The 23,200-nt window shown below is 66.1% G+C and carries 18 protein-coding genes; 15 read left to right on the forward strand and 3 right to left on the reverse strand.

Annotation, left to right across the window (positions count from 1 at the left end):
* Nucleotides 1–196: 196 nt before the first annotated feature.
* The 9 genes from HK108_RS18155 to HK108_RS18195 all read left to right on the forward strand — a co-directional run bounded on the left by HK108_RS18155 (nt 197) and on the right by HK108_RS18195 (nt 8,662).
* Nucleotides 197–1,330 carry a GuaB3 family IMP dehydrogenase-related protein gene (locus tag HK108_RS18155; protein WP_139468415.1) on the forward strand — a complete coding sequence of 378 codons (1,134 nt, stop codon included), beginning with the start codon at nt 197–199 and terminating at the stop codon, nt 1,328–1,330.
* Between the two features lie 55 nt (nt 1,331–1,385).
* Nucleotides 1,386–2,312: an SURF1 family protein gene (locus tag HK108_RS18160; protein ID WP_229664263.1), complete on the forward strand. Its 927-nt coding sequence runs from the start codon at nt 1,386–1,388 to the stop codon at nt 2,310–2,312.
* Nucleotides 2,313–2,314: 2 nt separating this feature from the next.
* Complete coding sequence (locus HK108_RS18165; RefSeq protein ID WP_139468416.1) at nt 2,315–2,752, forward strand: DUF3817 domain-containing protein; 438 nt, start codon at nt 2,315–2,317, stop codon at nt 2,750–2,752.
* Between the two features lie 170 nt (nt 2,753–2,922).
* Nucleotides 2,923–4,506, forward strand: coding sequence for a glutamine-hydrolyzing GMP synthase (guaA, locus tag HK108_RS18170; RefSeq protein WP_139908708.1), 1,584 nt, complete (start codon nt 2,923–2,925; stop codon nt 4,504–4,506).
* A 180-nt stretch (nt 4,507–4,686) separates the two neighbouring features.
* Nucleotides 4,687–5,343: a biotin transporter BioY gene (locus tag HK108_RS18175; protein ID WP_181272553.1), complete on the forward strand. Its 657-nt coding sequence runs from the start codon at nt 4,687–4,689 to the stop codon at nt 5,341–5,343.
* Entirely contained in the window at nt 5,340–6,068 is a 729-nt protein-coding gene (locus HK108_RS18180; protein ID WP_181272554.1) for an energy-coupling factor ABC transporter ATP-binding protein, read from the forward strand. Before HK108_RS18175 ends, HK108_RS18180 begins: the two co-directional genes overlap by 4 nt.
* On the forward strand, nt 6,065–6,763 hold the full coding sequence (locus tag HK108_RS18185) for an energy-coupling factor transporter transmembrane component T family protein (protein WP_219922577.1): 699 nt from the start codon (nt 6,065–6,067) through the stop codon (nt 6,761–6,763). The genes HK108_RS18180 and HK108_RS18185 overlap by 4 nt, the downstream gene beginning before the upstream one ends.
* Nucleotides 6,764–6,871: 108 nt before the next feature.
* Complete coding sequence (locus HK108_RS18190) at nt 6,872–7,822, forward strand: hypothetical protein (RefSeq protein ID WP_181272555.1); 951 nt, start codon at nt 6,872–6,874, stop codon at nt 7,820–7,822.
* A 270-nt stretch (nt 7,823–8,092) separates the two neighbouring features.
* Entirely contained in the window at nt 8,093–8,662 is a 570-nt protein-coding gene (locus tag HK108_RS18195; RefSeq protein ID WP_258233415.1) for a cysteine hydrolase family protein, read from the forward strand.
* A gap of 129 nt (nt 8,663–8,791) precedes the next feature.
* Here HK108_RS18195 and HK108_RS18200 read toward each other — a convergent pair whose 3' ends face one another.
* Entirely contained in the window at nt 8,792–9,973 is a 1,182-nt protein-coding gene (locus HK108_RS18200) for a glycosyltransferase family 4 protein (protein WP_172170798.1), read from the reverse strand.
* 250 nt (nt 9,974–10,223) lie between these two features.
* Between HK108_RS18200 and HK108_RS18205 the strand changes: the two genes are divergently transcribed.
* The 3 genes from HK108_RS18205 (at nt 10,224) to HK108_RS18215 (ending at nt 14,562) form a co-directional block, all read left to right on the forward strand.
* A complete protein-coding gene (locus HK108_RS18205) occupies nt 10,224–10,850 on the forward strand; it encodes a LemA family protein (RefSeq protein WP_181272556.1) in 627 nt (208 codons plus the stop codon).
* Nucleotides 10,847–11,701, forward strand: coding sequence for a tRNA pseudouridine(38-40) synthase TruA (gene truA / locus HK108_RS18210; RefSeq protein ID WP_139468419.1), 855 nt, complete (start codon nt 10,847–10,849; stop codon nt 11,699–11,701). The genes HK108_RS18205 and truA overlap by 4 nt, the downstream gene beginning before the upstream one ends.
* Nucleotides 11,702–11,919: 218 nt before the next feature.
* Nucleotides 11,920–14,562, forward strand: a complete 2,643-nt coding sequence (locus tag HK108_RS18215; RefSeq protein ID WP_181272557.1) for a bifunctional metallophosphatase/5'-nucleotidase — start codon at nt 11,920–11,922, stop codon at nt 14,560–14,562.
* 400 nt (nt 14,563–14,962) lie between these two features.
* On the opposite strand, the gene HK108_RS18220 is transcribed toward HK108_RS18215, so the two are convergent.
* Both HK108_RS18220 and HK108_RS18225 read right to left on the reverse strand, forming a co-directional pair.
* A complete protein-coding gene (locus tag HK108_RS18220; RefSeq protein WP_229664264.1) occupies nt 14,963–17,278 on the reverse strand; it encodes a hypothetical protein in 2,316 nt (771 codons plus the stop codon).
* Nucleotides 17,275–19,740 (reverse strand): hypothetical protein, encoded by a 2,466-nt coding sequence (locus HK108_RS18225; protein WP_181272558.1) that lies wholly within the window; start codon nt 19,738–19,740, stop codon nt 17,275–17,277. Before HK108_RS18225 ends, HK108_RS18220 begins: the two co-directional genes overlap by 4 nt.
* Before the next feature lie 269 nt (nt 19,741–20,009).
* On the opposite strand from HK108_RS18225, the gene rplM reads away from it, so the two are divergent.
* From rplM to glmM, 3 genes are all read left to right on the forward strand, one after another.
* Nucleotides 20,010–20,453 (forward strand): 50S ribosomal protein L13, encoded by a 444-nt coding sequence (rplM, locus tag HK108_RS18230; RefSeq protein ID WP_101554123.1) that lies wholly within the window; start codon nt 20,010–20,012, stop codon nt 20,451–20,453.
* Between the two features lie 32 nt (nt 20,454–20,485).
* Complete coding sequence (rpsI, locus tag HK108_RS18235; protein ID WP_025779545.1) at nt 20,486–20,995, forward strand: 30S ribosomal protein S9; 510 nt, start codon at nt 20,486–20,488, stop codon at nt 20,993–20,995.
* Between the two features lie 490 nt (nt 20,996–21,485).
* Nucleotides 21,486–22,838: a phosphoglucosamine mutase gene (gene glmM, locus HK108_RS18240; RefSeq protein WP_181272559.1), complete on the forward strand. Its 1,353-nt coding sequence runs from the start codon at nt 21,486–21,488 to the stop codon at nt 22,836–22,838.
* The last annotated feature ends 362 nt before the right edge of the window (nt 22,839–23,200 follow it).

The raw sequence follows: 23,200 nt of genomic DNA on the forward strand, positions 1-23,200 counted from the left end.
CACCAAAGAGGGGTGGGTCACCGCCGGGTTGAGTCACGATCACGGGATGGGTACGGCCAACACCTACTCTGCCAGCCGGTCCCAGACCAGCCACTACCAAGACTCACAGCCGTCGGGTAGTCCTGGGAGGGGAGATGCGCTGTTCCTCATAGTGGGCTGAGACCTTGCGCCAAGGGTGGTGGGATAGGCTGTTGGGGTGAGTTCTGAAATCGAAATCGGCAGAGGCAAGCGCGGCCGTCGCGCCTATTCGCTCGACGACATCGCCATCGTCCCCGCTCGGCGCACCCGTGACCCCGAAGACGTGTCCCTGAACTGGCAGATCGACGCCTACCAGTTCGAGCTGCCCTTCATCGGCGCTCCCATGGACTCGGCCATGTCCCCGGAGACCGTCATCGCGCTCGGCCGATTCGGCGGACTAGGCGTCCTCGACCTCGAAGGTCTGTGGACACGGTACGAGGACCCCACCCCGCAGCTGGCTGAGATCGCCCAGCTGCCGGCCGAGATGGCGACCTCCCGGATGCAGGAGCTCTACTCCGCACCCATCCAAGCCGAACTCATCACCGCTCGCCTCGAGCAGATCCGCGAAGCCGGAGTCACCGTCGCCGGTGCTCTGACCCCGCAGCGGACCCAGGAGTTCTACAAGACGGTCGTCGACGCCGGAGTCGACATCTTCGTCATCCGCGGCACCACGGTCTCGGCCGAGCACGTCTCGACCCACACCGAACCGCTCAACCTCAAGCAGTTCATCTACGAACTCGATGTGCCCGTCATCGTCGGCGGAGCCGCCACCTACACCGCGGCCCTGCACCTCATGCGCACCGGTGCCGCCGGCGTCCTCGTCGGCTTCGGCGGGGGAGCGGCAGCCACGACCCGCAAGACTCTGGGCATCCACGCGCCGATGGCCACGGCCGTCGCCGACGTCCACGCCGCCCGGCGGGACTATATGGACGAATCCGGCGGCCGCTACGTCCATGTCATCGCCGACGGCGGACTCGGCACCAGCGGCGACATCGTCAAGGCCTTCGGGGTCGGCGCCGATGCCGTCATGCTCGGCACCGCCCTGGCCAGGTCGACCGAAGCTCCCGGCCGCGGAATGCACTGGGGCGCCGAAGCCCATCACCCGGATCTGCCACGCGGACACCGTGTGGAACTCGGCACCGTCGGCAGCCTCGAGCAGGTGCTCTTCGGCCCCGGCCGCACCGCGATCGGCGAACTCAACCTCGCCGGCGCCCTGCGTCGGGCACTGGCGACCACGGGTTACCTCGATCTCAAGGAATTCCAGCGCGTCGACGTCACCGTCTCGCCCTACCAGACTGGTTCGGTGGTCTGAACTGTTCCGCCTGGCACTGACTCCCAAATGGCTGGGGTCCCTGCTCCTCGTCCTGGTGCTCGTCACCTGCTTCGTCGGACTCTCCGCGTGGCAGGTCGACCGGGCCCAGCACAAGAACGACGTCGCTGCGTCCTCCGGAGTCGATGAGCTCAAGGACTTCAACGACGTCATGGATGCCCAGGCTCCGATGCCCGGCATCCTCGCCGACCAGCGGGTCAGCCTGTCAGGACACTGGATCCCCGATGCTCAGATCGTCGTTCCCGGACGCGTCCAGGACGGCGATACCGGGTACTGGGTCGTGACGATGTTCGCCCCGGGCGGCGGTCACCTCGGTGAAGGCGTCGAGGCCGCGAACGCCGACGAGAAGACGATTGCGATCCCCGTCGTCCGCGGTTTCACCACCGACGAGGACACGGCGATGACGTCGGAGGCCAGGGACGGTCAGGTCGAGCTGACCGCGCGCATCGGACCGATCGAGGGCCCCGTCGAGGGCAACGATCTGCCCGAGGGGCAGGTGCACACGGTCTCGACCTCGCAGATCGTCAACCTGTTCCCCGACCTGCTCACTTACTCCGGATTCCTCATCCCGGAGAAGGCCACCGGTGCCGCCGCCTCGGTGGGCACCGACGGTCTCGCACAGGTTCCGACTACGACGACACGCGACGAGGGCGGATTCGATCTGCAGTCGGCGGTCTACGCTCTCGAATGGATCATCTTCGCGGCCATGGCCCTCTACATGTGGTTCCAGCTGCTGCGCGATGATTACCTCCGGCGCCGCCTCGGCGAGGATTCCCATGATTCGGAGAAGAGCGTCGAGTATGTTGTCGTCAAACCCGCGGGCGACGCGACCATCGACCCCGAGGTGATGTCCGGACTCACCGGACTGCCGGCCCACCGCCACGGAGGCGCCAAGCCCGGCAGGAAACGAAGCAAGAACGCCGATGCCCGAAACACTGACACCCGCACGACCGGAGGAAACTGAGCGTGAGCGAAGAACACGAGTCCTTGGACTCCCGCCCCGACTTCGACGAGAACAACGTGTGGAGCGTCAAACGCTTCACCTCGGCCCGCAACGCGCTGAAGTTCTACCGCGTGATGGCGCTCATCACCGGTACGATGCTGCTCATCCTCACGGTCGAGATGATCTACAAGTACCTCATCGCCGCGGACGCCGAGACGGCCCTGAACTTCGGCGGCTTCAACCTCGCCGCAGCCATCGCGATCTGCCACGGCTGGTGCTACGTGGTCTACCTCATCGGCTGCTTCTGGCTCAACCAGCAGATGCGCTGGACGCTCGGCCGCTACCTCATCCTCGCCCTGGCCGGAGTCGTGCCCGTGATGTCGTTCATCCTCGAGCGCCGCATCCACCGTCAGGTCGACGCCGAGCTCGAAGCCGCCGTCGTCGTCGCCCCCAAGTCCTAAGAGGGACCCCACCTTCGCCGAGGCGGCCCGCCGACCCGCGGTCATCCGCGGCGGCGAAACCGGCCCGGCCCACCCTCGCCGAGGCGGTCCGCCGACACGTGCGCATCCGCCCTGCGAAGGGAGCACGACCCGAATTCGGGCGTCTGGTCGCCGACGCTTAGAATTGGATCATGACGCAATCTCAGAGCACGCAGGTGCCCCCCGTCCTCGTCGTCGATTTCGGCGCCCAGTACGCCCAGCTCATCGCGCGCCGCATCCGCGAAGCCGGCCTGTACTCGGAGATCATCGCCCACGACGCCCCGGCGTCCGAATTCGCCGCGAAGAACCCCGTGGCCATCGTGCTCTCCGGCGGACCCTCGAGCGTCAACGACGCCGGCGCCCCGAGCTTCGACACGTCCGTGTTCGACCTCGGAGTGCCCACGATGGGCATCTGCTACGGCTTCCAGCTCATGTCGACCGCACTCGGCGGGCGCGTGGCCAAGACCGACAAGCGCGAATACGGATCGACCCCGGTCTCCGTGTCCCAGACCGGCTCGCTGCTCGCCGAGACCCCTGAGAACTACAAGGTCTGGATGTCCCACGGGGACTCCGTCGCCGAGGCGCCCGACGGCTTCGACGTCCTCGCCTCCACCCCGGACACCCCCGTCGCGGCCTTCGAATGCGCGGCGAAGAGGTTCGCCGGCGTGCAGTGGCACCCCGAGGTCCTCCACTCGGAGAACGGGCAGAAGATCCTCGAGAACTTCCTGTTCAACGTCGCCGGCCTCACCGCCGACTGGACGAACGAATCCGTCATCGACGAGCAGGTCGAACTCATCCGCGCCCGCGTCGGCAACAAGAAGGTCATCTGCGGTCTGTCCGGCGGAGTCGACTCCTCCGTGGCCGCAGCTCTCGTCCACAAGGCCATCGGCGACCAGCTCACCTGCGTGTTCGTCGATCATGGGCTGCTGCGTCAGGACGAACGCGTCCAGGTCGAGAAGGACTACGTCGATTCGATCGGCGTCCGCCTGGTCACTGTCGATGCGCGTGAGCAGTTCCTGTCCCAGCTCGCGGGGGTCACCGACCCGGAGGAGAAGCGCAAGATCATCGGCCGCGAGTTCATCCGCACCTTCGAGACTGCTGCCGCCGACCTCGTGCTCGAGGCTCAGGAAGGCGAGGGCGAAGAGATCGCGTTCCTCGTCCAGGGCACCCTCTACCCGGACGTCGTCGAATCCGGCGGTGGATCGGGCACCGCGAACATCAAGAGCCACCACAATGTCGGCGGCCTGCCCGATGACATCCAGTTCCAGCTCATCGAGCCCCTGCGCGCCCTGTTCAAGGACGAGGTCCGCGCCATCGGCCGCGAACTCGGCGTGCCCGAGGTCATCGTCTCCCGCCAGCCGTTCCCCGGCCCCGGACTGGGCATCCGCATCATCGGCGAGGTCACCGAGGAGCGCCTGAACATCCTGCGCAAGGCCGATGCGATCGCCCGCGCAGAGCTGACGAAGGCCGGCCTCGACGGAGAGATCTGGCAGTGCCCGGTCGTGCTCCTGGCCGATGTCCGCTCCGTCGGCGTCCAGGGCGACGGCCGCACCTACGGCCACCCCGTCGTGCTGCGCCCGGTCTCGAGCGAGGACGCGATGACCGCCGACTGGACGCGCATCCCCTACGATGTGCTCTCCGTGATCTCCAACCGCATCACCAACGAGGTCGACGACATCAACCGCGTCGTCCTCGACGTCACCTCGAAGCCTCCGGGCACGATCGAATGGGAGTGATCCTCCGCGACCGTTGAGGGGCACTGCGCGTGTGAACGTGCGGACACCCTCCTCGAGGCGGCCTCGACCGCAACCCCGAATACCGCTCCTGAACACCGTTCAGTTACAGTGGGAGGGTGCTCGAGGCCGCCTCGGGCGTCCCCGATCCCGTCGGGGAGGATCACGACCAATGGAGTACTCATGACACCGACCCACAGCACCACCTCGGCGGGAATCACCCGTCCTCGCTCGGCCGGCAGCGATATCGCCCTCGTCGCGGTCTTCGCGGCGATGATCGCGGCCTTTGCGATGATGCCTCCTGTCCCGGTGGGTCCCCTCGGTGTGCCGATCACTCTGCAGACCTTCGCGATCGCACTGTGCGGGATGGTGCTCGGACCCTGGCGCGGATTCGCAGCCACCCTGCTCTACGTCGTCCTCGGTCTCGTCGGACTCCCGATCTTCTCGGGAATGCGCGGCGGAATCGGCGTCCTCGCAGGCCCGAGCGCCGGCTACATCCTCTCCTTCGCGCTCTACGCTCTCCTCGCCGGACTCATCGCCCGCTGGGCCGTGCGCCGCTTCAGCGGAATGAAGCTCGGCGTGGTGCTGTTCCTCGGCGGCTTCGGCGGCAGCCTCCTGCTCAACCACCCGCTGGGCATTCTCGGCATGTCGATCAACGGCGATCTGCCGCTCGGCGTGGCTGCGGTCGCGGACCTCGCCTACTGGCCCGGTGACATTGTGAAGAACATCCTGGCCGCCTCGGTGGCGGTGCTCATCCACCGTGCATTCCCCGACGTGCTGCGCCGTCGCGGCATCAGCGTCGAATCGGTGTCGGCCGGGCAGGCACAGGGCGCGAAGTGACTCGTGAGATCCGGTTGAGCGACGTCGGCGTCGGAGTCCTCGACGACGGACCCGACGGCGATGTCGTGCGCCCGATCCTCCAAGACGTCAATCTCACCCTCACCGAGGATGTCGTCGCCGTCATCGGTGCCAACGGCTCGGGGAAGTCGACCCTGCTGCAGCTGTTCAACGGGCTGGTCACCGCGAACGCCGGAGAGGTCCTCGTCGACGGTTTCGACCCGCGCCGGCAGGCGGCGAAGGTGCGCTCAATGGTCGGCTTCGTCTTCACCGATCCGGCCGCGCAGCTGGTCATGCCGACCCCGATCGAGGACATCGAACTGTCCCTGCGCAAGTCCGTGCCCAAACGCGAACGGCGGGCAGCGGCACTGGCGGTGCTCGACGAGCTCGGCATCGCCGACCTGGCTGAACGCAGCGTCTACGAACTCTCCGGCGGTCAGCGTCAGCTCGTGACACTGGCCGCGGTGCTTGCGGTGGATCCGCAGATCCTCGTCCTCGACGAGCCGACGACCCTGCTCGACCTGCGCAATAAAGAGCGGCTGCGCGTGCATCTCCAGGAGCTCGTGGACAGGCGCGGGGTGCGCATCATCCTCACCACCCATGACCTCGAGTTCGCGCAGACCGCCCAGCGCGCGATCGTCGTCGACGACGGTCGGATCGTGGCCGATGCCGCCCCCGCCGAGGCGGTCGCCGCCTACCGGAATCTCATCATGAGCGATACGCCATGAGTGGGAAACGTCCTGTCGGGGCCGGTCATACCGGCGTTGGTGCCGGTGACACCGGAACGACGTGGCGGAAGCACGCCGGCATCAAGGCCCGACCGCAGCTCTTCGGGAAGGTGGCGCATCCTCGGGGATGGCTGCATGCAGTGCCGACGGGAGTGAAGCTGGCGGTGATCGCCGTGATCGGCATCGTTGCGCTCATCTTCCGTGATACGGCGATCAACTGGTCGATGTTCGCTGTCCTCGTGGTCCTCGGCTTCACCGCCCGGCTGCGGGTGAAGCACTTCCTGCGCACATGGATCTATGTGGCGGTGCTCGTGGCGATCGTCATGGGGCTGCAGTACTTCTTCGGGTCCATGGAGTCGGGGCTGGCTGTCGGCGGGACCGTGTTCGCCTGTGTGCAGGCGGCCCTGATCCTCACCCTGACGACGTCGGTGGCGCAGCTGCTCGACACGTTCACGGTGCTGGTCGCGCCCTTGCGGTTCTTCGGCGCGAACACCGAGGCGATCGCACTGACAGCGAGCCTCATGGTCAGGGCGATCTCCCATATCTCCGGTCTGCTCGGCGAAGCCGAACGCGCAGCCCGGGCCAGGGGACTGGACTCGAGCATCAGGGCCCGAGTGGTGCCGGCGATCCTGCGGTCGGTGAAATACGCGCAGGACACCGGTCGGGCCCTCGACGCTCGCGGCATCGTCGACTGAACCGCCCCCATCGGTCGTGTCAGGACCGCCCCATAGAGTGTTCGGCACATCATCGGATGAGAGCAATGCTGCTCGAAGAGAGCAGCGTTGCCGGATGAGAGCGGAGATATGTCGAGCCCAAACCTGCGGTCACCTGCACTGGAGAGGTTCTACCTCGCCGCTGCCCCGAACCCGATCGCGTTCATCGACGAGTCGATGAGGCAGCCGACAGGCGCGGCGGAGGGCACCTTCTCTCGAACGCGGTTGGGTCCGGCGGAGGTCTCGTTATATCAGATGGCCGCGGTCATCTTCTCTCATGCGCGCTTGGATTCCATTCGCGAGCGATTGGTGGAAGTGGCCGACGGAACCTACTGGCATACGAACAAGAAGTTCCGCGGAAGCGACTTCGACCGCGGTGACATCGTCGAGATGGTCGAGACGATCACCGAGGAATCGGTGTGGAATGTCATTGCTGTGAAGATGCCGTTGGCGGGCAGTTCTCAGGGCGACATTGCGAGGGCCAGGGCGCTGTGTCTCGGCCGGCTCGTCCGTAACCTCACGAGCGGTACCGGAGAGGGGGCTGTTCGGGGGATCGTCGCTGACAACAATAGGGATCAGAGACTCAACCGTGCAGATGAGCGAGTGGTCGATAGTTTGCGGAGGACGGGCGCGATTCACCCTGGTGTCGCCTTCACTCACGGCGGAATGGCGTTCGAACCGTTGTTGTGGTCAGCAGACGCGATCTCATGGGCGATGCAACGTGACATCGCGCGCGATGATGTCAGATTCATCGAGCCGGTTCTGCAGGAAGGCAAGTTGACGGTCATCAATGCTGTCGACGGAAAGCTCTTGAATATGAAGCACCCCCTGGGTGCTTCCGCATTCGCCAGGGGGCCGTCTTCCCAAAGGCCGGGATTATCCGGTAGCCCGGGGCATGACGTTGCTTCATCATCCATGATACCAGCGCGTTATGCGGTCGACAACGGCGCGTTGTTTGCTCCCGGCCAGTCGGTGGGCCATGATCTTCTGCGCCAGATCCGCGCCTTGGGCGAAGCGGCTCGACGGAAGGCAGGCGGTTGAAACGATAGGTCCGTGAATATGAAGCACCCCCTGGGTGCTTCCGCATTCGCCAGGGGGCCGTCTTCCCAAGGGCCGGGATTATCCGGTAGCCCGGGGCCTGACGTTGCTTCCTCTTCATCATATCGATGCCGCCTTCGGCGGACAACGGCACTCCACTGCTAGCCGTCGCTCCGGTCTCAGTCGGCATTGAGCCTCGACTCAGCGGACCAACTGGAGTCAGGAGTAACCTCGGCGGAAGAGGGAATCAGCCCCGCACGAACCGAAGGAGACATGATGACCGGAACCGACAGCACCGTTCTCTTGGCCATGGATTTTCAGAACGGCATCGCAGGTGACGACGCCTTCGCCTCGACCGGTGTGCTCGAACGCGCACGTGACGCCGTCGCCGCGGCCCGCAGCCACGACATCCCCGTCGTCTGGGTGCGAGTGGCGCTGCGCGAGGGGCATCCGGAACTGTCGGCAACGGCATCGTTCGCGCAGATCGCCGCCCACGGCGACCTTGACGAGACCCATGCCTCGACGAGCATCCACGACACCCTTGACCGGCATCAGGGCGAGCCGATCGTGACCAAGCGTCGCATCAGCGCCTTCACCGGCAGCGATCTCGAGGTGCTGCTGCGCGGCTACGGGGCATCGTCTCTCGTGCTCGCCGGAGTCGCCACGAGCGGTGTCGTGCTCTCGACGGTGCGCCAGGCCGCCGATCTCGACTTCGAGCTCACTGTGCTCTCCGACGCCTGCGCCGACCGCGACCCCGAGGTCCACGCGGTGCTCACCGAGAAGGTGTTCCCCAAGCAGGCGACAGTGGTCACCGTCGCCGACTGGACGGCCGGCCTCGGCTGAGCTCGGCATCTGAAGGCTCGCGCGCGCCGACCGCTCACCTCGGCGCCCAGCGCTCACCGTATAGCTTGATACAGCGGCGGTAACTTGAGCGGTCGGCGAAAGGGCCGGAAGCTGACCTGCGCGGTCACCTCAGTAGGGCAGTGGATTCTCCAGTCCGGAGTTGACCATCGAGCTGAATCCGCGGCCGAGCACCTGCGGGGCTGGATTCTCGATCGCCCGCGAATAGTGGCCGACGAGCTGTGAGCACACGCTCTTCCAACTCCTGGCCTGCACCTGCTCACGACCGGCGACCCCGAAGGCCCGCCGTTTCGCCTCGTCGCCGAGGAGGTCCGCCGCATGCGCTCGCATGGCAGCGAGATCCTTCGGGGTGTAGAGCCACCCGGTGCGCGAGGAGTCGACGAGGTCGAGTGGGCCGCCTCGGGCGGGAGCGATGACCGGCACCTCGGAGGCCATGGCCTCCTGAATCGTCTGGCAGAACGTCTCGAGCTCACCCGGGGCGACCATGAGGTCGAAGCTCGCCACCGCCTGGGCCAGGGCATCCCCGCCGAGGAACCCGGTGAAATGAGCCTCCGGCAGCAGCCGCTGCAGACGCGTCCGCCAGGGACCGTCACCGACGATGACGACCTTCGCCCCGGGCAGATTGGTGAGCGCAGCAAGGTCTTCGACCTGCTTCTCCGCGGCCAACCTGCCGACGAAGCCGATGATCTTCTCACCATTCGGGGCAACGCTTCGACGCCAGGCCTCGGACCGGTGACCCGGGTCGAAACGGGAGGAATCGACCCCACGGGCCCACAGTGCCACCTCGGCGACCCCGAGCCCTTGCAGCTGATCGATCGTGTACGACGATGGGGCCAGCGTCAGAGAGGAATGCTGGTGGATATTGCGGACGTGGTTCCACAGCATGGCCTCGATGCCGTGCATTCCGTACCGTGCGGCATAGGCGGGAACCTCGGTCTGGTAGATCGCCACGGTCGGCAGATTGAGTGCCTGGGCGGCGAGGACCCCGCGCCAACCGAGGACGAACGGGCTGGCCAGATGGACGACGTCCGGGGCGAACCGCTGCAGCAGCCGGCGGATGCGGGTGACGCCGCCGGGAGCGACACGGATGCGCCGATACTTCGGCAAGGCGATCGAGGGAACGCGGACGATGCGGGCACCGGCGACCTCCTTCGGACCGTCCCTGCGTGTGCCCGGAGCGATGACGAGGACTTCGTCGCCGCGGTCGGCCAGATGGTCGAGGACCCGCAGGAGTGAGTGGGTGACCCCATTCATATTGGGGAGGAAGGATTCTGCAATGATCGCTACTCTCACGACTTCCAGCTAAGGCCCGCCGAGTGACGAACGCATGACCCGAAGGCGACAGGTCGGCGACATCTGGCCGAAATCGGTCCGCACTCTCTGCGGTGACTGCAGAATGCCGGGGCCGGTGTCCGGGCGCGGTCCTTCTCTGTGACTCTTCTCAGTAGCCTCGGTGTCCGGATGATGACCTGTTCGCGACGAGTCTGAACCCCGCGTAAACTGAGGTGTCGGAAATACTCGTGCAGCACATGGAACGAGGGGAATGGCCGTGGTCTGGTTCATCGTCGGCGGTTGCGTACTCGCCGCTCTCCTCGTCCTCTTCGTCATCCTCACCGTCCTGCGCTTCAACCAGCTGTCCATGGCCCGGTCGCTGTGCGATGAAGCCAAGCGCCAGCTCATCGGCGAGATCCGCGCCCGCCACGCTCTCGTGCCGGCCTATATCGGCACCCTCCAGCAGATCGCCGGACAGGACCTGTCCCGGCTGGAACTCGCGCTCGCCTCTGCCGAACGCGCCCCCTTCGACCACCGCGGCGCTGCAGCCGAAAACGCCCTGACCGACGCCGTCGATGACGCCGCACTCATCCCCGCGGCGCTGACGGAGAGATCCCTGACCTCGGACTCTGCCCGTCCCCAGCGGGCTGCGGTCAATGAGGAGATCGACACGACGATCCAGCTTCTGCACGGTCAGCTGCAGGTGCTCACCGAACGGATCCTCGCCGGCGCGCGTTTCTACAACACGAACGTCGAGCGCTATCACCGGCAGCGGGCGCGACTGGTCTCCCGCCTCTTCGGAGGGGTCTTCAAGCCCCGCGCCCCATTCACCGAAGCGATCGATGACGATGGCGGACCCGGAACGGCGGGCCCCGCCTCGGCGAGGATGACCCGATGACCCGCTTCCGCCTCGACCTGGGCTATCGAGGCACGGATTTCCATGGCTGGGCCAAGCAGCCGGGGCTGCGCACGGTCCAGGCCGCCATCGAGTCCGGACTGGAGAGGATCACCGGCACCGAGGTGGCCACCGTCGTCGCCGGCCGCACCGACTCCGGCGTCCACGCTCGCCGTCAGGTCGTGCATATCGATCTAGGCGATGAGGCGATCGGCAAGCTCATCGGCCAGTCGAATCGATCCGCCGAGGCGGCCCTCCTGTCACGTCTGCGCGGAGTCCTCATCGCCGGTGAGTTCCACGACATAGTCGTCCACGCGGTGGCCGAGGTGCCAGAGGACTTCGACGCCCGGTTCTCTGCGCTGTGGCGGTCGTATCAGTACCGGTTGGCCGATCATCGGTCATTCATCGACCCGCTGCTGACGCAGGTGACGCCGCGGCACAAGGGCGAACTCGATGCCGAAGCCATGGCCGAGGCCGCGAGCGAGGTCCAAGGGCTACACGACTTCCTGCCGTTCTGCAAACCCCGGGAGGGCGCGACGACGATCCGCACCCTCCACGAACTGCGAGTCTCGCGCGATCAGGATGCTGTGATCACCATTGATCTGCGCGCCGACGCCTTCTGCCATCACATGGTCCGTGCACTCGTCGGCGGATTGATCAAGGTCGGATCCGGCAATTGGGCGGTGACCCGCCCGGCCGAACTCATCGCCGAGGCGGACGCCGGGCTGACTCCGGATGTGCCCATGTTCGTCACGCCTGCCGAAGGACTCGTCCTCACCGAGGTCGGCTATCCGGCACCCGAGGACTACGCGGCTCGCAACGCCCAGACGATGGCCCGCCGCGACCAGGAATAGGCCGACGGTTCGTCGGGTCGTCGGCAGAAGCATCAAGCCGCCTTTTATCCCGCGAGTCGCGATCATGTGAGAATTCCTCTTTCCAGTTGTGAGAATCCTGTGTAGATTCACACTTAAGTAACTTTCAGTTCGCATTGGCACTGCAGGATGGAATCCGTCTTCATCCCCACCAGCACGGTTGATGTGCGCCTCACTGAACGATCGAAGGAACCGAATACATGTCGAAACTTGTGACCAAAGTGCTGGCCACGGGCGCCGCGGTGTCGATGCTGACGCTGCCTGGCCTCGCGCCTGCCATCGGGGCACCCTCTCTGGGCAACGGAAACTCCACCGACGACAGCGCCACGGCACCGAGTGAAGCGGCTCCCGCGGACCCCGACGAGTCGTCGAACGATTCGACCGACGGCAAGTCCGCGCCGTCGGACAACGCCGGCGACGAGCAGGATTCCGGCAGCGATGCGCAGTCGGCGCCCGAGGGCACCAAAGTTCAGCTGCTCAATATCACCGACTTCCACGGACGCATCTCCGAGGCAGGCACTCAGGTCGCCTCGGTCGTCGAGGAGGAACGAGCGAAGTTCGGTACCGGCGGCGACAATATGGGCACTGCTCTGCTCTCGACCGGTGACAACATCGGTGCCTCGACCTACACCTCCTCATCGCAGAACGACACCCCCACGCTCGATGTCCTCAACGCCATGGGCGTCGAGGCCTCTGCTGTCGGCAACCACGAATTCGACAAAGGCATCGATGACCTCACGGGAAGAGTGAGCGACGAAGCCGACTTCCCGTACTCGGCGGCCAACGTCTACGACAAGGGAACTCAGAACGTCGTCGACGGCCTCGACGAGTACTCCATCGTCGACGTGTCGGGAGTCAAGATCGCCGTCATCGGCGTTGTCACCAAGGACACCGCCTCACTCGTCTCACCGGACGGCATCGCCGACCTCGACTTCGGTGACCCCACGGACGCAGTCAACCGCGTCGCCGACGATCTCGAGAACCTGCCCGAGGACGAACGACCGGATATGACGGTCGTCGAGGCCCACCTCGGCGCGTCGTCGACCGAGAGCCTGGAAGACGCGAAGGCGTCGAACGCGGAGTTCAAGAAGCTCGTCACCGAGGCCGACGCCTCGGTCGACGCCATGTTCACCGGCCACACCCATATGCCGTATGCCTTCGAAGCACCGGTGCCCGGAGAACCCGATCGCACCCGTCCCGTCATCGAGGCCGGCAGCTACGGCGAATACGTCGGGCAGGTGACCATGAGAGTCGACGGCAACAGCGACTGGCAGGCCAGCGGCATCGATCTCATCGAGACCGAGGGCAAGAGCTATGACTCCGAGGTCGTCGACAAGGTCGCAGGCATCGTCAGCGATGCAGAGGAGAAGGCCAAGGAGCTCGGCTCGGAGGTCACCGGCACGATCAGCGAGGACATCACCCGAGCGAAGAAGGACGGCGAAGAGGACCGCGGTGCCGAGTCCACGCTCGGCAACCTCGTCGCCGATGCGCTCAAGGAAGGCGTCGAAGAGACCCAGCTGGAAGAAGCCGACTTCGGCATCACGAACCCCGGCGGTCTGCGCACCGATCTGCTCTGCGATGACATCTACAACTCCGAGGAGAAATGCGAAGTCACCGTTGCCGAGCTCAACAGCGTGCTTCCCTTCGCCAACGACCATGGTGTCGTGACGATGAAGGGTTCGGACGTCATCGGCCTCTTCGAAGAGCAGTGGCAGCCCGACGGTGCCTCCCGGTCGTTCCTCCACCTGGGCATCTCCGATGACCTCGACGTCGTCTATGACACTGATGCCGACAAGGGCGAGCACGTGAAGTCGGTCAAGGTCGATGGCAAGGACATCGATCCGAACATGGACTACCGGGTTGCGACGCTGAGCTTCCTCGCCACCGGTGGTGACAACTTCTCCTCCTTCGCCAAGGGTGATTTCGAACAGTCGGGACTCACAGACTTCGAGACCTGGGAGAACTACTTCAACAAGCACCAGGCCGAAGGCAAAGACGTCACCCCGGATAAGAACGAGCGTCAGGCAGACGCAGCCAAGGACGTCATCGACAAGGGTGATCTGAGCGCCGAGCTGACCGGGCCGAAGGCCATCAAGCCCGGTGAGAGCGCTGAGTTCGCGCTCAAGACGAACGCGAAGTCCGAGGTTGCGGGTCCCATCGACGTCACCGTCGACCTGCCGGAGGGCTATACCGCCGAGGCGGCCGCACAGTCCAAGGCCCAGTCGGCTTCCGCCGGAGCCACCAAGGACAAAGCCCCCGAGGTCAGCGCCGAGGCGGCTGCCAAGACGATCACCCTCGACTCGATCCCGGCAGGTGCGTCCGAGACTCCCGTGACCGTGACCGCGCCGAAGGACGCCTCGGGAGAGGTGACCGTCAAGGCCAGCGTGCAGGCGAATGCCGATGGTCCGTGGTGGGATGACAACCCGCTGCCGCTGGCACATGAGTTCGAAGCCACCGCGGCAGTCGGTGACGATGCGAATGCCTCAGCCGGCGATGACGGTTCGGCCGACGGCGGCAATGCCGATGGTGGTTCCGCCGATGGCGGCGCCGCTGACGGAGGAGACAGCGCGGCCGGCGGCAATGCCGATGGCGGAGACAGCGCGGCCGGTGGGTCGGACGGTTCGTCGAACGCCGGCAGTGGGGCTGACGGCGCGAATGCGTCTGCCGACGGTGGTTCGGCCGATGGCTCCGGGGCCGATGCGAACGGTTCGAAGGATGGAGGCGACCTGCCGCGCACCGGCTTCGAGACCGTCAACATCGTCGCCGCGGCACTGGCACTCATCGTTGCCGGCGGTACAGCGGTCACGATCGTCCGCCGCCGCAAGCTCAGCCTCCAGAACTGAGCCAGGCTGTTCAGAAGCACCTGACACTCAGGCGAGATCATCGCCGAGACGGGCGGGGCCGGAGAGTTCTTCTCTCCGGCCCCGCCGTCGTTTCCAGACACTGTCCGTACGAACAACCCCTCACCGCTTGGTCCATATCCACCACGCAGTTGCACAGTGCACCGGTGCACGAGTGCGAATTGCTGCTGCGTGGGTGTTTTGCGAGGAAGCGGCGGGGACGCCACTGACGGTGAGGGATGCCTCGGCGAAGGTCGTTCTCTGCGCGGCACCATGCGCCGTCAGTGCCGTCTCCTACAGGTAGGCGCATTGCGCACCGGTGCAAAGGTGCCTTTTGTCGCCACGGAGGTGTTCTGCGGCGAGCGGTGGATGTTGAGACTACCGGTGCGTGATGCCCGCAGAGTCAGGGGCGTGACGATGAATCGGAGCCGTCGGCGTCGGCGACGTCCTCGGCACCGGAGTCGGCAGGGGCCGCGTCAGCATCGCCGGCACCGTCACCGGAGGGCGTCGCCGCTGGGACCGGCGGGCGACCGGCGCGGAAGGTCTCGAGGTGAGTGAGCACCGGGACGAGGAAGAGGATGCCGACGGCCGGCACGACGATGCCCGAGTCGTTGATGAGAGTGCCGACTCCCAGCAGGATCGCGAGGCTGATCATCGCCGCCCTCAGCAGAGGGATCCGGCGGTAGGTGTCCTGGAGTCCGTGCAGTCGGAAGCGCGCTGGATCGAGCGCCATCCAGAACACGCCGATGATGACCAGCGGCAGCACCAGAGTCATCCACGACTGGGTGAGGATGTCGATGTTCATCCCGATCTTTCGAGCCAGAACGCTGACCGCCTGACCGCTGATGATCGAGTCGAAGAACCGTCCGAAGTGCGTGCGCTGATCGGCCGGGCGCAGCCAGTCGAGGAACAGCACGGTGAGCATGACGAACCCGGCGATGCCCACCGTCAGTCCCAGCCGTTTGAGCGAGAACCGGATGCTCGCCGCGGCCAGAACGAGGTAGGCGACTCCGATGATGAGGGTCGGTACGGACCCGAACTTCGTGCCCAGACCTGGTGCTGCGAGGATGACGCAGGAGGCGAGCACGGGAACGGTGACGATGAGGACCCGATGCAGCGGCTTGGTCACCAGTGACGCGAACCCTGCGACCGCCAGCAGCAGCGCACAGCAGTACAGCGCCAGTGCCGAGTTCCCGATCCCGTAGAACCGGGAGGCGATGAGCAGGGGCTCACCCAAGAGCGTCGACATCTGCAGCTGGGATCCGGTGACGACGTCGTAGGCGAGCACGGCGACGGTCACGGTGGACACGAAGAGCACCGGCCCGAACTTGTGCCGCCGCCAGGGGCCGAGGAGCGCCAGCACCCCGAGCAGCAGCGCCCACCCGGCCAGGGCTCCGAGCATCGCGATGTCCGGATTCGTCGCCCGCTCCCACGGCACGGTATTGACCAGATACGTCGAGATCGGCATCGCCGCGAATACGACACCGAGGCGGTACGCCCCGGAATGGACGAGCTCCCGGTGGTTCTTCCGCATGAACCACGCCAAGGCCAACAGTCCGATCATGAGCACGGCGACCACGGGGAAGAACCACGTCGACAGATCGTTCTGCGTCTTCACCGCCACCTGACGATCGAGGACTGCCTGATAGCGCGAATGCCAATCGGACCCACGCGCCCCCGAGGTCATCGGCGCCCCGGCCGCATTGTCCATCTCCTCGGCACCGGACAGTGCCACGAGCGTCGGTGCCAGGTCGGGCACCTGCACCAGTCCCGGCTGCCGCGTCGACGAGGAGGTGAGCAGTCCCGCCTGCTCGCCCGGGGCGACCATCATCGTCGCCTGCATCGACGAACCTTCATGCGTGCCGTCGGCGATCGATGAGAACACCACGGGAACGCGTCCTTCGCCGAGGCGGTTCGGCTGATCCGCGCTCATCCATCCCGTCGATTCGAGGATGTCCCCGACCTGAGCGTCGAGATTCTTCAGCGAGTAGCCGTCGGCGGCGGTATTGCCGAGATCGACGAGCGTAAGCTCGCCGTCTGCGGTCGATTTCGCGACGTCCGCTCCAAGGTCGGCTCCGACGGGCGACCAGTTCTCGACGCGGCCGGTTGGGGTGGCCGCGGCGATGGCGGCACCGTTGCCGAAGGCGCGGATATCGGGCACTGCCTCGGCCAGGGCACCGAGGGAGGCATCGTAGTTGTCGCCGCGGGCCACCTGCGCGTACACGTCCCAATCGGCGACCCAGCCGTCGAGCGGAGATGCCGGTTCGCGGCACTGATCGCGGGGTTCGTCGGCGGCTCGCCGCCCGGATCCGAGCCCCAGCCAGCCGTCGACCGGGCAGCTCGTCGAGCGCACGCTGCGCGGTGTGATCGTCCCGATCTGCCCGCCCTTCATCATCACCCACAGGTGCGGTGTGGTGCGCGGATCGAGGTCCTCGAAGCTGAACCCGGAGACGTTGATCGACACGACCCCGGGATTCGCCGAGGCGGTCCCGCCGTCGCCGTCTTCCGCGGCCGGAGCCGTGCCCCCGTTCCCGCCCGCCGCCTGGGCGTCGGCTCGAGCCGACGCACCCGCGGCCGCATTCGCGCCCGTGGCAGCATCCGCGTTCGAGCCCGCGCCCGGAACCGCCTGCCCGGCTTGGGGCAGGCCGAGGACGAACAGGGCGATGGCCAGGATCCCGAGCAGAACCCGAGCGGCGGGGGAGGTCACGGGGGCTCTCATCGGTGAGCCTCCTCGGCGTGCTCAGCACTGAGCGCCAGCAGGAAGGGCAGCAGAACCATGGCTCCGGTCGAGGGCACGGCGACCCCGGAATCGGTGAGCACGAGCCCGACGCCGAGCCCGGTGGCGGCGGCCAGGAATCCATAGTGCAGGTCTGAATCGGTGAAGAGCTGGGGGAGCCGTCCGCGCCATTTGTTGACCAGGCGCCCGGTCCGGCTGCCGGCGTGGACGCGGGGGAAGTGGAGGAGGTAGCGGAGGAAGATGAGGATCGCGATGGCCGCAAGCGGGGTGACGATGGCCAGAGCCGGATTGACCTGGATGATGTGGAGGTTCGCGCCGAGCTTGCGGCCGACGACCTGCAGGGCCTCACCGGTGACGATCTGGTCGAAGAACGTGCCGAAATGTGAGCGCGCCCCGGCCGGGCGCAGCCAGTCGAGGAAGGCGATGCCGATGAGCACGGCCAGCGAAGACAGACCGATGAGGGCGAGGCGCAGCAGAGTCAGTCGGATCTTCGACAGCAGTGCCAGCAGGACCATGAGTCCGGCGAGGATGGCGATCGTGCCGCCGAACTTCGCACCCCAGGAGGGGTTGCCGGAGACGAACACGGCGGCCAGTCCGACGACGACCGGCACGATGATCACGGCTTTTCGGTGGCCCCGCGTCCGCAGCCAGGACACCACAAGCCCTAAGAAGATGAAGAGGCTGACGATGAAGATCGCCGCACCCTGATTGCCGAGTCCGTAGTAGCGGCCGCCGACGATCGGGTTGTACCCGAGCAGCGAGTTCGCCTGCAGATGGGACCCGGTGGCCAGGTCGGCGGCGAGGATGAGCAGGTTCGCCCCGGCCAGGGCGCCGACCCGTCCTCGCCAGGTCCGACCCCATGGCGGGATGAGGGCGAGGACGAACAGAACGGCGGCCGTGCCGATGACCGAGAGGAACAGGCCGAGCCCGGGATCGGCCATCCTCGACCAGGGGAGGAGCCCGGCGAGGAACGCTCCCATCGGCACGGAGCCCACGCCCAGGGACACCCAGCCGAGGAAGCGGTGGACGTGGGATGCTCGGGTGGCACCGCCTCGGCGGCCGAGGATGGAGCGGTTGAGCAGGACCGCGCACGCGATGAAGAGGATGTAGAAGATGATGTCGAGGGTGATGGAGAACGTCGAGAGATTCTGATGGATCGTCGTCGACTTCTGCGCCTCGGCGACGAGATCGTCGATGCGCTGCTGCGGATCATCATCGGTCGGGGTGGAGTCGAAGCCGACGGCGCGCGGGGAATCGACTTCGAGGACATCGAGGATGCCCGGCGCCAGATCGGTGATCTGCAGCAGCCCCGGGGTGCGGGTCGTCGCCGAGGACAGGGACCCGGGTTCGAAGCCGGGCCCGGACGCGATGAACGCGCGCAGCTGCGGCAGACCGGAACTGTCACCGAGGCCGGCGACGATGATCGTCGGATCCGCGGCCCCGTCCTTCGCGTTCTCCCGCACTTCCTGCAGGCGCACGCCGAGGCGGCGGTCGGCTTCGGCGACGCGGGTCTCCCGGTCGTAGTTCGGCGGAACGGTATAGGAGTAGTTCGGGATCGGGTCGAACAGCCAGGAGCGGATGCCGATCGCGCCGAGGTCGACGACGCCGAGGCGGCAGTCCGTGGCCAACGCATCGTCCGTGAAGTTCGTCACCACCCCGTCTTCGTCCGCAACCGCATAGGCTGCGCCGGGGCCTTCGGCTGCGACGCAGGGTTCGAGCAGGGAGTCCGCATCGGTTGCGTCGGTGCCGGCGGGCACGGCGCTGCCGGCTTCTGTGACGGCGCGCGCGAGCATGCCGTAGTCGACGGAGTAGCCGGAGCCGATATTGGGTTCCTTGACCGCATCGAAGCCCTCGATCCGAGCCGTCGTCGTTCCGGCCGCGGATTCGTCGCCATGAGCTTCATCACTGTCTGCCGTCTCCTTCGCCGAGGTGGCCCCGTCCTCGGCGTCCACGGAACCGTCCGTGGTGGGGGCGATCATGGTCGGGCAGCGGGCCGAGTCATCGGGGTCGGCATCCTCGGCGATGGGGGAGGGGCCGGCCTGCGCGCGGGCGCCCGCGCCGAAGGACAGCCAGCCGGAGGCGGGGCAGGTGGCCGAGCCGATCGTGCGCACGTTGAGGTTCGCTGCCGCGCCCTCGGAGAGCAGATGAAAGAGGTTCGGAGTGCGCTCGGGGTCGATATCATCGATGGTCAGGCCCGGAATGCCGAAGACGACCGTCTGCCCGGCCGGGGGCCTGCCGGTGTCAGTGTACTGCGCGGAGGACGCATTCGTGTTGGCCGAACCGTCGGTCGGTGCCAGGCTGTCCGTTGATGCCGAGCCGTCGGTTGATGCCGACGCGGAAGCGGGGCCGAGTCCGAGGCCTGCTGTCAGGAGCCCGACCAGGAGACCCAGCATCAGGATTCTCAATGCGGGAAGTCGGAAGGGCAGGCTGGAGTGAGTCGGCACAGATCAATACTATCGGCTCGGGTTTCAGCTGGCCCTGAGACCGCTCTGGGCGTTTGCTCCCCGGGGCTGAGGGCATGTATATTTGATTGTCGTTGTGTGTGCTTGTCGCACTCCCTTACATAGCCTCATGCGTTGCAGGCCCGTAGGTGAGGGGAATGCGTCGATAGGTTCACCCGATTGAAGACAACCAGCGCTTGAGACCCATTGGACTCACGACCCGATGAGGATCCGGCGCTGCACTGAACACAGATACGAAAAGAAGGCTACTTTTGCGTACGTATACAGCTAAGCCCGGTGACGTTGAGCACCAGTGGCACGTCATCGACGCCACTGACCAGGTGCTCGGTCGCCTTGCTTCGCAGGTTGCACGCCTCCTGCGCGGCAAGCACAAGACCACGTTCACTCCGAACACCGACACCGGTGACTTCGTCATCATCATCAACGCCGACAAGGTCGCGCTGACAGGTGCGAAGCTCGAGAAGAAGCGCGCTTACCGCCACTCCGGATACCCCGGCGGCCTCAAGAGCGTGAACTACGCCGAGCTCCTCGCCACCCACCCCGAGCGTGCAGTCGAAAAGGCTGTCGCCGGTATGGTCCCGAAGACTCGTCTCGGACGTGCCCAGATGCAGAAGCTGAAGGTCTATGCAGGTGCCGAGCACCCGCACGCCGCTCAGAATCCGCAGCCGTACGAACTCAGCCAGGTCGCGCAGTAAGCGCCTGAGCTCTAGACATACCGAGGAGAACCGTGGCTGATACCACCAACGCGACAGAAACTGTCGAAGAAGAGATCACCGAATACACTTCCGAGACTCCCGCATCCGCTGGCCTGGGCGAAAGCACCGCCGGTGGACGTGGACAGTCCCTGACCGCCCCCGGCAACGGAGTCGGCCGCCGCAAGCAGGCAATTGCTCGTGTGCGCCTCGTCCCCGGCACCGGTGAGTGGACCATCAACGGACGTACTCTCGAGGAGTACTTCCCGAACAAGCTGCACCAGCAGCTCGTCAACGAGCCCTTCACCCTGCTGGACCTGGGCGGACGTTTCGACGTCATCGTCCGGATCTCCGGTGGTGGACCCTCCGGCCAGGCCGGCGCCGTCCGCCTGGGCGTGGCTCGTTCGCTCAACCAGATCGACGCGGAGTCCAACCGTGCCGAGCTGAAGAAGGCCGGATACCTCAGCCGCGATGCTCGCGTTCCCGAGCGCAAGAAGGCCGGTCTCAAGAAGGCCCGTAAGGCACCTCAGTTCTCGAAGCGCTGATCTCGCTGGCGAACCGACTGCGGCTGGTCTGCCACTGAGTCGCAGTCATCGACAGTTCAGCATCATGAACATGAGAATGCGGTCCCGAACCAGGTTCGGGGCCGCATTTCTCATATCCGGACTCATCTCACACGGTCACTGACTTAGCCGGCGTTGCGCGCGACCGCGGCTGCGGTCGGGTGTGCCGCCTCGGCGCATAGTCCGTCGTTCAAGCCTGAGCGCGAATATCGCATTGTGCACCGCACGATAAGCGCGCTCCGCCTTGAACGAACTGATCACCTTCCGCTCGTTCCCGTCGTTCAAGGCGACGCACATCTTTCGAGCTGTGCACCGCGCGATAAGCGCGCTCCGCCTTGAATGGACACTCGCGACGCCGCGATCACAGGAGCCACGGCTGCGGCCGGCAGCCTCGGCGAGGACGCCGACATCACGAGCGACACACAGCGGATCGACTAAGATCGACTCCGACATTGACGAAAGGATCTCCACTATGTCTCGACTCTTCGGCACCGATGGAGTGCGCGGACTGGCCAATCGCGATATCTCGGCCAAACTCGCGCTCCAGCTCTCGGTCGCAGGTTCACGCGTGCTCAGCAGCGGCTGGACGGGTGAGAAGCGCCCCTTCGCCGTGGTCGGACGTGATACGCGCGTTTCCGGCGAATTCCTCTCCGCCGCACTGAGCGCCGGAATCGCCTCGACGGGAGTCGACGTCCTCGACGCGGGCATGCTGCCGACGCCGGGCATCGCCCAGGTCGTCAAGGACACCGGCGCCGCTTTCGGCGTCGTCATCTCCGCCTCCCACAACCCCATGCCCGACAACGGCATCAAGTTCTTCGCCGCGGGAGGCACGAAGCTCGACGACGCGGTCGAAGACGAGATCCTCGCGATCTTCGATGAGGACTGGGACCGTCCGACCGGCGCGGACGTCGGCCGCATCTCGCGCTACCCGGCCGCTGCAGACGAGTACACCGAACACCTGGTGCGCTGTGTCGACGCCGACAATGTGCGCCCGCTGTCGGGACTCAAAGTCGTCGTCGACTGCGCTCACGGTGCGGCGTCCATCGTCGGACCCGCCGCCCTGCGCCAGGCCGGCGCCGAAGTCATCGTCTCCGCCGCCGAACCCGACGGCTTCAACATCAACGACGGAGTGGGATCGACCCACCTCGGACCGCTGCAGCGCCTCGTCGTCGAGACCCAGTCCGATCTGGGCGTGGCTTTCGACGGTGACGCCGACCGCTGCCTGGCCGTGGACTCCTTGGGGCGGGTCGTCAATGGCGACCAGGTCATGGGCATCCTGGCGATCGGGCTCAAGGAGCTCGGTGAACTGCGCGGCAACACCCTCGTCACGACCGCCATGTCGAACCTGGGTCTGAAGCAGGCGATGGACAAATACGGCATCGATACCGTGCAGACCGCTGTCGGCGACCGGTATGTGCTCGAGCGGATGCTCGCCGACGGGTATGCGCTCGGCGGGGAGCAGTCCGGACACGTGCTCATGCTCGATCACGGCACCACCGGCGACGGAGTGCAGACCGCCCTGCATCTGATGAAGCGGATGGCCGATGCCAAGCGCACCCTGGCCGACCTCGCCGCGGAGATCCCGCAGCTGCCGCAGGCGCTCGTCAACGTCAAGGGCGTGGACAAGAACAACGTCGATCACCCGCAGGTCGCCGCCGAGGTGGCCGCTGTCGAGGCCGAACTCGCCGACACCGGTCGCGTGCTGCTGCGCGCCTCGGGCACGGAGCCGCTCATCCGGGTCATGGTCGAAGCCGCCACCGAGGATGCCGCCTCCGCCCAGGCCGAGCGCCTGGCCGCGTCGGTCAAGGAGCACCTCGCGCTGTAAACGCCGAGTCACCGGCTCCGGCGTGCCTTGCGGGGCGCCCTTCGCTCGATCAAGGGCTCGCTCAGATATGTCGCGGTCTTCCGCAGCATATTCGGACGGGCCCTTGATCGACGTTGAGAGGCGCAGGGTTTGCCGAGTGCGCAGTGCCGCGCCGATCGCCAGTTTCAGAGGGGCCCTGCCGTGGCGACCGCGGGGCGGAACGACCTTCTGCCGCGGCGTTGGCCAGTCAACTGTGCGCAGACCCTCTGTGTCAGGCTGGTTGTGAGCCACTCCGGATAAGAGAGGAACCGGAGCACCATGGCCATCACCCCTGGATACACTGTCGAAGAGATCCGAAACTTCGTCTACCAACACGAGAAGAT

The organism is Brevibacterium sediminis (assembly GCF_013623905.1).
In the GTDB taxonomy this organism is placed as follows: Bacteria; Actinomycetota; Actinomycetes; order Actinomycetales; family Brevibacteriaceae; genus Brevibacterium; species Brevibacterium sediminis.

Bases quoted from the DNA above. Each gene is read 5' to 3' on its own strand.
- HK108_RS18205 (WP_181272556.1), top strand. From the start codon at position 10,224: ATGGCCGTGGTCTGGTTCATCGTCGGCGGTTGCGTACTCGCCGCTCTC.
- glmM (WP_181272559.1), top strand. From the start codon at position 21,486: ATGTCTCGACTCTTCGGCACCGATGGAGTGCGCGGACTGGCCAATCGC.
- guaA (WP_139908708.1), top strand. From the start codon at position 2,923: ATGACGCAATCTCAGAGCACGCAGGTGCCCCCCGTCCTCGTCGTCGAT.
- HK108_RS18185 (WP_219922577.1), top strand. From the start codon at position 6,065: ATGAGTGGGAAACGTCCTGTCGGGGCCGGTCATACCGGCGTTGGTGCC.
- HK108_RS18175 (WP_181272553.1), top strand. From the start codon at position 4,687: ATGACACCGACCCACAGCACCACCTCGGCGGGAATCACCCGTCCTCGC.
- HK108_RS18220 (WP_229664264.1), bottom strand. From the start codon at position 17,278: ATGAGAGCCCCCGTGACCTCCCCCGCCGCTCGGGTTCTGCTCGGGATC.
- HK108_RS18195 (WP_258233415.1), top strand. From the start codon at position 8,093: ATGATGACCGGAACCGACAGCACCGTTCTCTTGGCCATGGATTTTCAG.
- HK108_RS18190 (WP_181272555.1), top strand. From the start codon at position 6,872: ATGTCGAGCCCAAACCTGCGGTCACCTGCACTGGAGAGGTTCTACCTC.
- truA (WP_139468419.1), top strand. From the start codon at position 10,847: ATGACCCGCTTCCGCCTCGACCTGGGCTATCGAGGCACGGATTTCCAT.
- HK108_RS18215 (WP_181272557.1), top strand. From the start codon at position 11,920: ATGTCGAAACTTGTGACCAAAGTGCTGGCCACGGGCGCCGCGGTGTCG.